The sequence below is a fragment of the Pollutibacter soli genome (genome assembly GCA_029269725.1).
GTDB lineage: Bacteria > Bacteroidota > Bacteroidia > Chitinophagales > Chitinophagaceae > Pollutibacter > Pollutibacter soli.
In genome coordinates, this window is sequence record JARJHS010000002.1 from 45,869 (window position 1) to 60,813 (window position 14,945).

The 14,945-nt window shown below is 43.7% G+C and carries 8 protein-coding genes; 2 read left to right on the top strand and 6 right to left on the bottom strand.

Annotated features, from left to right (window positions below; translation table 11 throughout):
* Nucleotides 1-42: 42 nt before the first annotated feature.
* The 6 genes from P2W82_RS04890 to P2W82_RS04915 all read right to left on the bottom strand — a co-directional run bounded on the left by P2W82_RS04890 (nucleotide 43) and on the right by P2W82_RS04915 (nucleotide 13,437).
* Entirely contained in the window at nucleotides 43-1,656 is a 1,614-nt protein-coding gene (locus tag P2W82_RS04890) for a carboxylesterase/lipase family protein (protein WP_336514729.1), read from the bottom strand.
* Between the two features lie 520 nt (nucleotides 1,657-2,176).
* The gene (locus P2W82_RS04895) at nucleotides 2,177-5,740 is read right to left on the bottom strand and encodes a CRTAC1 family protein (protein ID WP_336514730.1); all 3,564 of its coding nucleotides are present in this window, start codon (nucleotides 5,738-5,740) and stop codon (nucleotides 2,177-2,179) included.
* A 118-nt stretch (nucleotides 5,741-5,858) separates the two neighbouring features.
* Nucleotides 5,859-7,577 (bottom strand): RagB/SusD family nutrient uptake outer membrane protein, encoded by a 1,719-nt coding sequence (locus P2W82_RS04900; protein WP_336514731.1) that lies wholly within the window; start codon nucleotides 7,575-7,577, stop codon nucleotides 5,859-5,861.
* Between the two features lie 19 nt (nucleotides 7,578-7,596).
* Nucleotides 7,597-10,821: a SusC/RagA family TonB-linked outer membrane protein gene (locus tag P2W82_RS04905; RefSeq protein WP_336514732.1), complete on the bottom strand. Its 3,225-nt coding sequence runs from the start codon at nucleotides 10,819-10,821 to the stop codon at nucleotides 7,597-7,599.
* 296 nt (nucleotides 10,822-11,117) lie between these two features.
* A complete protein-coding gene (locus P2W82_RS04910; RefSeq protein WP_336514733.1) occupies nucleotides 11,118-12,314 on the bottom strand; it encodes a DUF5009 domain-containing protein in 1,197 nt (398 codons plus the stop codon).
* A 10-nt stretch (nucleotides 12,315-12,324) separates the two neighbouring features.
* A complete protein-coding gene (locus P2W82_RS04915; RefSeq protein WP_336514734.1) occupies nucleotides 12,325-13,437 on the bottom strand; it encodes a family 20 glycosylhydrolase in 1,113 nt (370 codons plus the stop codon).
* Between the two features lie 170 nt (nucleotides 13,438-13,607).
* Between P2W82_RS04915 and P2W82_RS04920 the strand changes: the two genes are divergently transcribed.
* Complete coding sequence (locus tag P2W82_RS04920) at nucleotides 13,608-14,471, top strand: sugar phosphate isomerase/epimerase family protein (RefSeq protein WP_336514735.1); 864 nt, start codon at nucleotides 13,608-13,610, stop codon at nucleotides 14,469-14,471.
* A 70-nt stretch (nucleotides 14,472-14,541) separates the two neighbouring features.
* Nucleotides 14,542-14,913 carry a transmembrane 220 family protein gene (locus P2W82_RS04925; RefSeq protein ID WP_336514736.1) on the top strand — a complete coding sequence of 124 codons (372 nt, stop codon included), beginning with the start codon at nucleotides 14,542-14,544 and terminating at the stop codon, nucleotides 14,911-14,913.
* Nucleotides 14,914-14,945 lie beyond the last annotated feature (32 nt).

Below are 14,945 nucleotides of genomic sequence, written 5' to 3' on the forward strand. Positions count from 1 at the left end.
AAATTTCTTTGCCCTTAATTATCGAACATGACTGATCAGCACCTACCTGGCCGTAGCAGCAACAATTTCAAACAATTCCTTATCCAACTGAGGCTTTAATTCACATTTATTATCAAAATGCATAGTAGCAGTATTGGCAGCAGTGTAAGCATCCCAATTCGGTAAACCTTTATGGTTGGGGTTGCCATTGCGCACAAAATTGATCCAGGCGCCGCTTACTTTTTCGGCCAATGCATAAGCTTCTTTTGTTCCTCCGGTCATTTCTTCGCAGCGTGCGATATTGTTGAATGCGAAGGGAATTTCTATACAATGAATTGCTTTGTACTTCCCATCCAGCACCGGAGACTGATAAGTAAAAAGATACATATAGACAGGGGCTCCGCCACTGATGGCAGATTTTTGATTTGCCTGTGCAACCGCACCCGGGCGGAACATCGCGTCCACATCTATAAGGTCAGTAGGTTTGGTATCGTTTGGATACGCTTTTTTTACAGCGGCTATGTAAGCGTCTGCTTTATCACCTCTTTGTCTTTTGATGATTGCCATTACTGTATCGAGAGAAGCATTTGAATTGTTCGTAAATAATGAAGCCATAAATTCATTCTTGACCGTACCGATCATCAGCGGCACATTTTTCGAGAGGTCATACGCTTCATTTGAAGATAACTGGTAAGGAAGCAGATCTCCATCAACACTTGGCCCCCATCCCAAACCAAAACCGGTTACAGGTTTACCTTCGGCTTTCAATTTATCTGCAATGATTCTTATTGCTTTTCTTCCTGCGCTAACCAGTTCTGCATAAGGAACGGTTTGCAATTTATCTACGTCTGCAGCATCAATATTGAGCGCTTTCAATACTTCAGCGCCAATAGCCTGTGTAGTTGATTTCTCAAGCATGTTTGTTCGGAAAGCACCACTCTGATTGATCGCTTTATGGAAAAGACCTTTCGCTGATGGCATACTCATTAATGTATTCACCTTTGCGCCACCGCCGGATTGTCCGGCAATCGTAACATTTCCGGGGTCGCCGCCGAAGCTGGCAATGTTGTCTCTTACCCATTCAAGAGCTATCCGCATATCAAGAATGCTGAGATTGGCGGAGTTTTTATATTTATCGCCATAAGCTGAAAGATCAAGGTAGCCAAGTATGTTTAAGCGATGATTGATGGAAACAACTACTATATCCCCCTTTTTTGCGAGATTCTCTCCATCGTAGGAAGGTAATTCCTGCGAAGAGCCTGCTGTAAAACCTCCACCATGTATCCAGAAGAGTACTGGTCTTTTTTTGCCGTCGTTTATACCCGGGGTCCAGACATTGATACGCATACAATCTTCGCTGGTGTACCCCCAGTCGTGATGGAACACAAACTCACTTTCGTCCTGCACAGAGGTGGTTGGCGTTTCCAACGGCGCCACTGGTCCGTAAGTTAAAGAGCTGCGTATCCCCGACCATGGTTTTGGCTTTTGAGGCGCCTCAAATCGTTTGGCTGTAGCATATGGGATTCCTTTATAGGTATAAATGCCATTGTGAATATAACCTCTTACTTTACCTGCGTCGGTATTAGTAACAGCAACGTCCGCACCTGTTTGCAGCTGGGCTAAAGCCGAGCAACAAATGGCGAACATCATAAAGCAGCTAATCGTTAATTTTTTCATGTTTCCGTTTTGTGCGTGATGAGTATGTGGGATTAAAAATAGTATACGAATATGCGCGGCAGAACTTATTGCGATGAACCTGAATTTTTCATATGCATCGGCACAAAAAAATGCGATGAATAAAAACAGGTATTCCTGGCTTAAATATAATGTAAATGAGCAAATAGAGCCGTGCTTTACAGCAAAGTAAATTTTGATTTTCACTGTTTCAATGGCCCAGAATTTCAAAAGAAAAATCATCGACAAACCACTACCATAGATTTGATGATAAATTCAAAAGTCGATTTCTCTGACAATAGTTCTATTCTTTAAAGAAATCCTTTCTCGTGAACATGTGGAATAATTGGTGCTTGTATTTATATACTGTAGTTGACTGAAGACTACCTGCCACCATTGTTGGAAATAGTCAGGGTCAATGGCCAGTAATTAGCATTCGGGATCGACTTGTGGCGATATAGCTTTTTTTACAAATAAGAGTAGTAACTGCCTGACACCTGGTGTTGAATATTGCCGGTGATGTTTAAGGTTTTATCAATCTGATCTGCCCTTTATTGTTTTTAAATTCAACCTGTGCCAGGGAATCCGACATGAGCATAACCTGTGATGATTGTGAAAAAAAGGAACTTCCCAGGTAGAATTCTCTTTTTTGTTTTCTGCCATTCTTAAAAGTGACCATTGCTTCAGTTTCATCAGGTCCGGGTATTAATGTACGATTGGTGTTTCCCAGTTGAAATATCCGTAGCGGCCCCCTGTTCTCTGTTGCTGCAATTCGTAACTGTCCGTCAGGGGCTTTAAACATTGCCAATGCCTTACCATTTCCCGGAATATAAATGCCGGAGGTGGCGATATTCATCGGTTTAAAACTTCCATCGCCCCTTCCATTCAAAAGCAAACCATTCATTGCATCGTAACGTCCATTAGCCACATCAGTACCGAAGTCATTTCCATTAATCAATACATCCAGGCGGCCGTCGTTATCAAAATCTTCCACAACCATTCCATAAACTACAGAGATCTGCGCCTGGATGGGTAATGGATGCAGGGAAAACTGTCCGTTCCCTTCATTTTGAATAAATGCTGACTGCATATACTTTGCATTGAGTCGTATCGCATCCTTATGTTGTTCTTCCGGCAGCAAATCCTGGAATGTAGACAGTGCAAAAGATTTGTAGTCAGGAAATCTCTTACGTGTGCCGGGTAGTCCCTCCACCATCTCGTCTCTCAGGTGAGCGGGAAATTCTTTTCTTGTAGTATCCTCTGCAGACACTGGCAGAAAAACAGAGGGGATGGTTTCATAGCGACCATTCTTATCAAAATCCTTTCCGGTGATGTACACAGGATATTTTTGGGACGCCCTGTAAAAACTGTTCAGTCCGAGATTTCCGGCAATAAAGTCAATGTCACCATCATTATCAAAATCACCGGGGGCAATGGAGTTCCACCAACCGGTAGCTGTTTCCAGTTCGGTACTTAATTTAAGGCGGCTGAATTTCGCCTGCTTGTTTTCCAGAAATATCAGCGGCATCCATTCCCCGGCTAACACCAGGTCGGGCCAGCCATCGTTGTTAAAGTCAGTAAATAAGGCATCACAAATCATTCCAGCAGGTACCCAGTCCTGAACGGCAGCTTTCGTGATGTCAGTGAATTTCGGCTTACCATTAACCAGGTCATTTCTAAGAATAAAACTCTGTACCGGGTTGGGATATTTCCATGGATCAACCCGTCCTGAAACAAATAAATCGAGATCCCCATCCCGATCAATGTCGGCAGACCTTACGCATGATTTGCTCACAGGAAGGTATGGAAGTGCGGCGGTATCCAGGCTGAATTTTCCAATTCCATCATTAAGATAAAGTTTATCCTGGTAATCACTTGTACCTGACTTGCCCTCAAATCCGCCGCTTGCAATGTACAGATCAAGGTCACCGTCGCCATCCGAGTCGAAAAGCAGTAAACCATGATCCTCTGTTTTCTTTTCTGCTACGCTGTCCGTTTTTCCTACCAGCGATTGCTGAATAAAGCGTCCGTCTTTTTGCTGCAGGAACACCTGCGCCATATAGGAAAATGCTCCGCCTGTTACCAGGTCGTCCAGGCCGTCACCATTGATATCTCCCGCTGCAAGAGCCGGACCATATTCTGAAAGTTTATGCGGCAATAAACGCTGAATATTAAAGTCAACAAAGTCCAGCTCCCGATGACGGTATCGAATACCTGAAGAAGAAGTTATATCACGAAAAATACTTTGCTCATTATATACATTTGCGTGGCTGAACAGATCTTTTTTATCGACTGCTTTTTTTATTGAAAGCAACTGGTCAGCACCAACATTCTTCAAAACCTGCAATGTTCCATCCGGCCAGGTTATAGTCACTGAATCAACCTGCGCAACAGGTCCCAAACCGAAATGAGCGATGGATTGGTATGTTGATAAATAGCCCCTGTAGGGTGAATTTGTATAATGCTGCGTACTACCGGAATAGTATAGCCGTATTTCCGCACCGAGGGCCGCAGGATTTTTAGCATCTCCTTCCAGATGAATGTTCAGATAGTGTGATGCATTCTTATCTGCAGAAAGTTTGTTTTGATACAGCAGAGCAGGGTCATTGATATTGCTGATCACCAGGTCCATATCGCCGTCATTGTCCAGGTCCGCATAAGCGGCACCAGATGAAAAGGTCGGCTGATCAAGTCCCCATTCGCTGGTTTTATTTGTGAATGTGAGGTCACCATTGTTCCTGTAGCCGTAATTGGAAATTTTTACAACAGGCATGATGTCAAGCAAATCTCTTTTAGACATCAGCCCGCTCGCTTTTTGCCTGTATGCGATAAAATCATGATCCGTAACATCTTTGGGGAACCCGTTTGTTACCACCAGGTCACGATACCCGTCATGGTCAAAATCGGTTACCACCGGCGCCCAGCTCCAGTCGGTTTCCGCAATTCCGGACAAAAAGCCAATTTCACTGAAAACCGGAACTACTGTCGAATCCTCACGGATACGCATACCCTGATTCAGGTGCAGCATATTGCGGACATACTGGTACTGGTATTGATATTGGTCGTTGTTGATGTAACGCGCATAGGTCAGTGGGTTGAGCATCATTTTTTTCCTGAAATTGTCTTCTGGATTCATGTCCAGTTCTATAACATCATCCAGCCCGTCATTATTGATATCCGTCACGTCCTGGCCCATGGCATTCTCAGCCGTGTGCTTGAAATAAGACCTGATTTCATTACTAAACTTTCCATTTTGCTGATTGATATAAAGCGAATTGTTAGAAAGGAAATCGTTCGTTACAAATACATCAGGCCAGCCATCCTGGTTGATATCCGTAATGTTCACTCCATGGCCGTAGCCTTCATGGAGAATACCTGCCTCCGTGGACACATTGACGTATACGGGATGACCAAGACTGTCATTCCAGTCAGCCTGGTACAGCCGATCGGTGGCAGGGTGTGTTCCGTCGTTGATCTCAGCGCGGAAGGTATTTGGATAACGGTTCTTCAGAATTTCATTAACCACCAGGTACATGTCCAGGTCACCATCCCTGTCATAGTCAAAAAAAGCGGCCATCGTTGAATGACTATCATCTGCGAGACCATAGGCCTCGGCCTGGTCCTCAAAAACCGGGATACCCGATTCATTGTTTCCTTTATTGATGTAGAGAATATTTTTTCTTCTTAATGCTTCATCCCAAATGGTTGCGCAGAGGTAAATATCCTGGCGACCATCAGCATTTATGTCAACGACTGTAACTCCCCTGATCCATTTACCCTGACCATCCACTTTTGCGACGCCGGTGATATCTTCAAATTTGAAATCTCTTTTATTCAGATACATCTTACACGGAGTCGTATTGGCGGCGAAAAACAAATCCTGCCATCCGTCGCCATTGAAATCGCCGACACCTACTCCTGCCCCATTATATATATTTTCTACATCCAGGATATTCAGCGTGTCATTGTCAAGCACCGTATTGGTAAAGTCGATTCCGGAGTGAGACGAATCGATTTTCTTAAAAAGTGTATTGTCGCTGCAGGAGGTTAGCAAACCAACGAATGCAATCAGTATAATAAATTTCATTTTCATGTCCCATTGAAATCGGCAATTTCAAATATAACGACTTGATTAAAATGCAAAGAACCATCTGGTGATGGTTCTTTGCATTTTATCAATAACAGTATCACTTGTTCCGAGCAGCTTAGTAGCCAGGATTCTGGACAATGCCAGGAATATTGGTTACTACAGACTGTGGAATAGGATATACCTCGTGTTTACCGGCAGTGAAGTTGGTACCTTGAAGGGTGGTTGGTCTTCTCACCCCTTCCTTAGCCAGGTATGCATTCATGTCAGCAGCAGCGATTCCCCAACGTACGAGGTCAAAGAAACGATGCCCTTCCATGCCCAACTCGATTTTCCTCTCAAAACGAACCGCTTTACGTCCGAAATCCTGGCTGGCGAATGTTGGATACAGGCCAACATTGTAATTGGCATAAGTTGCTGCAGAAGCAGGCTGATAATATGGTGCTGTATTAGACGGAGCATATTTTGCTGCACGCGCTCTAACCAGATTTACATATTCAGTTGCAGTAGCAAGACTGCCAACTTCCACTTCAGCTTCAGCGGCTAAAAGTAATATGTCCGCATAGCGAATGATGGTATAATTCAGTGCAGTTGAGCCGAAACCCCAGCCTACCACACCCGCAGTGGCACCTAAATCTCCTTTGAAATAGGTATTCTTTTTTGGACTGTATGGACCACCATAGGTAACATCGCGAATCCAGTCACGACCCGGGTGTGTACCCCAGTCATGGTAAGGGACGGCACGTCTTCCTATTGTCCAGTCAAGTCTGGGATCCAGAGGTCCTGCATAAGGAGTAAATGGCTGGTTAGACAAAACCGCTTCGTCAGAAGGGACACTAACATCATTCCAGGTATCCAGCAACGGTAACCCACCCTCTGTTTTGTAAGCATTAACCAATGCCTGTGAGGGCTGGAAGAATCCACAGCAACCACCGGGTTTGCTTCCACCACCGTGCGGGAAATTCAACAGGTTGTCAGAATTCCCATTTGAAGTGGAACCATCACCGTAAGAAAACTGAATGGCGAAAACAGTTTCGGAATTGTTTTCCTTGGTTACAATAAAGTTGTCCTGGTAATTGTCTGTCAATGCATACTTAACTCCCTGTGAGTTTTTACCGTTTGCTATAATGGTCGTTAATAGCGCTTTAGCTTCAGCGAATTTCTTCTGGAACATATAAGCTTTTGCCAGATAAGCGGCAGCGGCCCATTTATTTGCCTGACCTTTGTATTGAGTAATTTCAGGTAGATTATCGTAAGCAAACTGGAAATCCGCTTCGATGTTTGGCCAGATAGGTGCTGAGTTGGTACCGCCTTTATAGTCAGTAGTTGTCTCATCGATGAAGGGAATTTTACCCCACATCTTCACACCTTCGAAATGATGATGTGATCGAATCAGGCGAGCCTGGGCTTCTGCCACTTTCTTTTCCGTTTCCGTCATATCAGTTACGTCCGGAAGGAGCTTCAGAACATTGTTTGCCTGGCCTATGCCGTCAAAAGTAGCGTCCCATTTAGCGTTGACCAGCGGATTGGCCGGAGTCAGTTCAAAACGCATGATCGGGTTGTCGTCAACACGATCAGTAAACTCCGTGCCTTTATAAGCATCACCACCGGCCATGCTTCCCCATTCCCAGTTACTGGCTCCTTCTGAAATAGAGCCTTCGCGACCATCTAGGGTAGAATAGGCCGTTACTAGCAGGCCACTGATCCCTTTCTTGTTTTTTAGCTGATTGAGGTCATAAACACCTTTCAGCGGGGGATCAAGGAATTTTTTACATGCTGCGAGAGCAACCACCATCAATACAATGGCAGATATGCTGATTATTTTTTGAAACTTCATAGTTTTCGTTATTTAAAAATCAGAAGGTTAGGTTTAATCCAAACAGGAATACTTTGGGGTTGGGGAATCCACTTTGATCGATACCCAGGATATAATCACCCGCTGTACCGGCGTTACGTTGAGCACGCTGAACGTTCAGGTCAGGATCTGCTCCAGTATACTTTGTGAACGTAAACAGGTTCTGCGCCTGAACATAAAACCGGGCATTGGTCATTTTGACTTTGCTCATCAGACTGCTGGGAAGTGAATAACCTAACTGAATTGTTTTACAACGGAAGTAGGAACCATCTTCTACATAATAAGAGTTGGATTCGCCGGTTACAAACTGACCAGGAACATTAAATCCGGCCTGCAGCAGCGGAAGTTTTGCATTGTTATTGTCCGGAGTCCATGAATCATATAATACGCGGTCACTTACACCACCCACGAAACCTCTCATATCAGTATACCATTTGGTATAGTTATAGATGTCATTACCCTGGTTCCAGAACAGGAAGGTCATGAAATCAAACTGTTTCCAGTTTAAGCTGATATTGAAACCCATCTGGAAATCAGGATGGGGACTTCCAATTACACCTGCGTCCAGCGAATTGATGTTACCATCATTATTTCTGTCCAGATATGTCCATGAACCAATTACTCCTGGCTGACCGGAAAGTTTGGCGCCTTTATTTACGTCATCAGCATTATTATAAAATCCGGTAACCTGATAACCCCAATAGGTTGAAAGTGGTAAACCCTGATCGATTTTAATCGCATTGGAGAAACGATCAAGTCCATAATACACAGCGTTTCCTGCTGCGTTCAGTTTGACCATCTCATTTTTATAATGTGAGAAGTTAACAGTAACCTCGTATGTGAGGTCACGGGTAATGGTACCCCTGTTGGTTATTCCCAACTCGATACCCTTGTTTCTCATGGTACCGATATTCTCGTTTGGCTGGTTAACGGTAGGCTCTGTATTGATCCTGTTGCGCGGAATCAACAAGTCACGGGTATCGTTCTGATAAACGTTGAAATCGAATGTCCATTTACCACTGAAGATGGTAAGATCAAATCCGAGGTTCATGGAAGCTGTTGTTTCCCATTTGGTTGAATCGTTACCCAAAGTACCCTGGCGATAGCCAAGCATTGCTGATGTATTTGAACCGCTCAGATCATAGTTACCGAAGCCAGGACCGGTCCTGAATGTGGAGTATGGGTTAAACGCCCCGTTGTTGGAAATACTACCCACTTCTCCATAACCACCTCTAAGTTTCAGGTCGTTGATCCAGCTGATATTTTTCATGAAGTTCTCCTCAGATATCCTCCATCCCAAACCAAAGGAAGGGAAATAACCTACGCGATTTGCTGGACCGAAAACAGATGCCTCGTCACGACGCAATGTGGCGTTAAGCAGGTATTTGTTTTTGAAAGCGTAATCTACACGACCAAATAATGAGAAGATAGTGATGATGCTTTCGACTGGTGAAGATACATTTCGGTCACCGGATGCAGTACCGGCATTACTCAACGAAATAAAATCTGCATTGTCGAGGTCAAAATTCTGACCAAAAGCATTGGTCTGTTTAAAGTAACGTCTGATGGCTTCTGTACCCAGCAACAATTTTACATCATGGTCCCGGGCAAAAGTCTGCTGCATAGTCAGCGTATTGGTCCAGGTCCAGTCAAGAGCCCTGTTGGTCCATTCAGTCAACTGAGTTGTACCCTGGTTTTCAGAACGCTCATAAGTTTTGCGGGAGATATCTTTTACAAAGTTGTCAGAAAGATCCACACCAAACGAAGTGCGGAGAGTTGCCCATTTTACAGGTAAAATTTCAGCAAACACGTTTCCGAAAATTCGCGTGGTAAGGTTCTTATCGTCTGAATCGCGGGTCAGGTTCGCAACAGGGTTGGAACCGTTACCGGATTGTCCGACACCGTTACCACCAAAACCACCTGCAATATCATATACAGGAATATATGGTACCATACGGTAAGCCCATGACCAGGCACCGCCTTCACCTCTTTGCTGACCACCCAATGTATTGGTCTGGCTCGCCTGCATATTTTCCCCTATTCTTAACCAGTTAGTAGGTTTGAATGAAGAGTTAAAGCGGGCGAGAAAACGTTTGTAATTCGTCTTGATGACTGTACCATCCTGATCGAAATAGTTCAAGCCCATAGCATAGGTCGCCTTATCAGTCCCGCCTGACGCTGTGAGCTGGTGATTCTGCATAAATCCGGTCTGCAGGATTGACTTAAACCAGTCAGTTCCCTGGGGAGAAGCCTGCATAATCTGGTATAATGGACTGAGCGAATATAAATCCGGATTAGCTCTTGGATCGCCTGCGGCAACGCCGCCCTTAAAGGCGCCACTGTTGATAATATAATCTGGCACCTTAAAACTGCCGGGAGCTCCAAAAACCGGATGGCTGCCGGCTCCGCTCCTGTTCAGGTATTGGATGTATTCCTGGTTGTCGAGCATATCAGGAATCATATTGTCGGTCACTTTCTGCCAACCGACATAACCATTATAGGTTACTTCGGCGCGACCAGCTTTACCCTGTTTGGTAGTAATGATTACTACACCATTTGCAGCACGTGTTCCATAAATCGCAGAGGCTGTACCGTCTTTCAGTACCTGAAGAGAAGATACATCGTCAGGATTGATGTTGGATGCATCCTGAGTCGGAACCCCGTCAATTACGTAGAGGGGTTCATTGTTACCACCAGATTGGAAACCGCGAATCCTTACGATGGCCGGAGAACCCGGAGCACCGTTTCCACTCACAGTAACACCGGTTGCACGACCCTGAAGCTGTGCGCCAATGTTAGCAGACGGCGTTGTTTTCATATCTGCCACATTTACGACAGCTACGGCACCAACGATGTCCTTTTTCTTTTGACTGGTATAACCTGTCACCACAACTTCACCAAGACTGCCGGCTGCTTCTACCAGCCCTACGGTGACAGTTGTAAGGTTAGCAACATTTACTTCCTGTGTGGTAAAACCAACAAAGGAAATAGCCAGGATACTTCGTCCTGCCGGTACGTTGATCGAAAAATTTCCATCATTGTCTGTGGTAGTTGCTACCTGGGTGCCTTTTACCGATACAGTCGCACCGACAACAGGAGTTGCTGCTGCACCACCTGTGACTTTACCTGTAACCGTTTTCTGCGCATAAGCTCCTGCAGAGAATAGCAGGGCCAATAGGAGTATTGGGAATGCCTTCCCAACCCCATGGAGGAGTTTTTGTTTCATACGACAACACAGTTAAGAGTTGGTTAATAGTTAAAGGGGAACTATTTTCTGGTTTTTAAGATGTTAAAAATAGGTGAATAAATTTAACGTTTTAATTTTTGATTAATTTTTTTGAAAAAAACTTTTGAAACAATTAATTCCACTGCAAAAATTTGATAACTAATCGCTGAATGTGTAAAAATTACCAAATCGTTCAAATCCGGGGCCTTTTTGTTGAGACCCGTTTGTACCAGTTTTCGCTGCTTATAACACAAAAAATATGAAATGGTGGCTAAAACATTTAAGCAACTCCTTCATCACAATCTGACCCTGATCCCAATCCTGATCAACCCGCTGGTGATATAAATAATCAACCAGGAAAAAAGTATTGATTTCAACAAACCGATCCAACTTGTCTTTACAAATTCAGGTAATGAAATGCCTGTCAAACCATCCACAGCATAAAACAAATAAGGTAAAAGATAGCAGGTTAATGTTGCTGTTCCTGCAGCTTTTATAAATGAAAACCATGATGATTTTTGCTTTATATCCGTCAGAAAATAAATCAGCACGAACAGCAGAAAACCGATTCCGCTGCAAATAAAGATCCAGGGTGGGGTAGCTTTTATTTTTGAAATGATGAAGAAGCCTCGAAGAAAAATACCTATCCCGATCAACAAAACACCAATGGAAACAAATTGTAAGGCGACTCGGCTAAATCGTTTATTCATTGCCGTTTGTTCCAGCATTTGCGAAGCTACAACGCCCGCCGCAACAAAAGCATGAAAAGCTCCATAGCCAATCAATAAACCATTACTGACCGGAGCAAAACCGGGAATAAACCAGCCAGCGGAACAAATGATGTTATAAAATAAAAAGAAAATCCATGCACCAATAAGTACAATTGTGTTTCGATGAAAGAAAAGACAGATGACGGCATTCCCAAAATAGGCCCAGCCAATTAAACCCAGTATCCCCCACCATTGGGGCCGCATAGAAATTAAACCAGCTTCGCTGTCGCCGCGATATCTTAAAAACAAAAAAACAAGAAGCCCGATCCCCACCAAACGAAGCGCTGCGTATAAATATCGTTTTATATTATAGTCACGGGGGTAAACATTCCAGATCAGTATAAATCCAGCAAACATCAGTATCTGGTACCAGGATCGGCTTACACCCGAAGCGGCTTCATTTAAATTATCAAGGTTGACGATAAACACGCCCATCACCAGCAAACCAATCGTCCTGAAAATAATATGCAGAAAAATCCGCCAGCGACTTTCACCTTTTACAAGACGACCTGCAATGGCATGAGGAATTGACATTCCAGCTATAAAAAGAAAGCATGGAAAGACAACATCTGCGAGACCCATACCATCTTCATCCGCAGCCGTGTGCCCAAGCCAACCCGGAATGTCTTTCAGGGTCCATAAATCATTTACAAAAATCATGAACAGCATCGTGATCGCACGAAACACATCAATGGCATGAATACGCTGAGCAGTAACCGGCATGTATCAGAAATTATTTTTGTGCTATTTTATTTTTTCCATTGATCTCATCGTACATCGTCCTGAAACAATTGGAAGCGGTTAAACCAGGCGCCTGAGGATTATCCGGATTGCTATAAAATTCGTTGAGGAATTGTTCTGCACCTGACCAAACAGTTTGCATCATCCCCAGGTAATTTTTTCTTGTGCTGTCTGTAGCAGATTTCCGAAACTGAATCATATCGCGTGTTTGCTGTACAGCATTCGGAGCATTGCGCCAGGGGCAAGTGATCACCTGGAATCCTTTCAATGCGAACAAAGCCGCTGTCGGATCCGGACGCTCATAATGCCAATCATTGATCACCACCTTTTTTGAGATAAGATCAATAGCAGGATAAGTATTATTGAAACTTCCTTCCCACATGCCGATGCCTGTAGTACGACCATCGATTAGTCTGTCGCCCCATATCCAGAGGCTTCTGTTTTTTAAAGAAAGATGTTCCTGTATTTTATTCACCTCACCTGCAAAAAGTAATGCTTTGTTCCTGCCGCTGCAACGCGGGCAGTTTTTATCGCCGATATAAAATACTTCATCCATGCCTGCGTGAAAAGCATCGGATTCAAATGCATCGCATATTTCATCCATGATGGCAAAAACTATCTGATGAAGATCAGGATGCAGGGGACAATAACTTTTACAGTAAAGGCTGTCAGCATTTGGCCACGCGTATTTTTCTGGCATTTTAACTGCCGGAGTTTCATCAAACTGAGGATACTCTCGCAATAAGTTATGTATAGTGGACGCCCAGGACTGGTGCCCCAAAAGATTTACCTGTGGGATTACTCGTATCCCGGATTCTTTTGCTGCCTTAACCAGTTTCGCAACATCATTTTCTGATAAAGCATCTTTATCGCTCAGCTCGGGATGCGTTTTATACTGATAATTCCAATCCACGCGTAATACCAGAGTATTTAAATTTCTCGGCGCCAGTTCCGTTTTAATAAACCCGATAAACCTCTCCAGCTGCGCTGGTTTAGGAGCAGCAATACAAAATCCACGGACAGGAAGTAAACTATCCAATGATTGAGCGTCAGCGGCGGTGCAAAACAAAAATGCCGTAAAGAAAAAACTGAGAAGAACTTTCATGAAAGTAAATTTTGTCCTGAACAATTAAAATAACCACTATCAGCCAATTAACCATATTCCGGACCTAACAGGTTTTATAAACCTGTTAGGTCTGAAATTTTTCAAGCCCCTGAATCAAAACATAGTTTTAATTTCAGACCGCATAATTGAACCCCTTTTAAATATTTTATATGATTACCCGTCGTACACTGTTGAAGCAACTGGCAGTTTTTTCTGCCGGCTCGATGCTTGTTAAGGATAGCTTTGCCGGAGATATCGCACCTTCTAAAAAGGTAGGATTGCAATTGTATACCCTGCGAAATGATATGGGCAAAACCCCGTTGGAAACGCTGCAGAAGGTAGCTGCATTGGGATATGGTGAAGTTGAAAACTTCGGATATGGCAATGGAAAGTTTTTTGGAATGGAGCCCAAAGTATATCGTGAAAATTTAGATAAACTCGGCCTTTCTGCTGTGAGTGGACATTATATGATGGGGGCCATGCCCAACTGGCAACAAGCCGTTGATGATGCCGCTGCCATCGGTCAGAAATATATGGTGATTGCATTTCTGCTACCTAACGAAAGAAAAACAATTGATGATTATAAGAAGGTCGCCGAAAGTCTGAACAAAGCTGGCGAAACCTGTAAAAAAGCGGGTATACAACTCTGTTATCATAACCACGATTTTGAATTTCAGCCTATAGACGGACAGCTTCCATTTGACCTGCTGATGCAAACAGATAAAAATCTTGTGAAGACCGAACTAGATTTGTACTGGGCCGTAAAAGCAGGTTATCAGCCATTGGATCTTTTCAATAAATATCCGGGGAGAGTTGTGCTCTGGCATGTGAAGGATATGGATAATACCGACAAGAAATTTTTTACAGAAGTGGGCAACGGTACGATCGACTTTAAAAAGATTTTCAGCAATGCAAAGAAATCCGGCATGGAGCACTTCTTTGTTGAGCAGGATGTATGTCTGGGACCACCATTGGATAGCATTACCAAAAGCATAGGTTATATAAAATCAACCCTTGTTCCGCTGCTGTCATAAAATTATCATAGTAAAGCAGGCACAATCCATACGTTATACCTGCTTTACTATGAAGCCCAAATTTTAACTCATGAAAATCCTGAACGTCTTCTTTGTCATCATCTTTGTGATTTCTGCAGGACTTCAATACAATGATCCCGATCCTTATATCTGGATTCCGATCTACTTATATGCTGCTGTTTTGTGTTGGCTTGCTGTACGTGGCAAGTATCATCCGAAAGCATATCTCCTCGGCATTGTGGTTTATCTCGCCTATGCCGCTTATTTGTTTTTCGATAAAAATGGTGTGTTGTCCTGGGCAGAAGAGCACCATGCTGAAAGTCTTGTGACTACAATGAAAGCAAGCAAGCCCTGGATTGAAGAGACCCGGGAATTCGGGGGTCTATTGATTCTGACGATTGCGATGCTGATCAACTGGATTTATTCGAGAAATCGTAAATAAAAAAAATCGCCAGGTATCCGATCTGCCGCGGC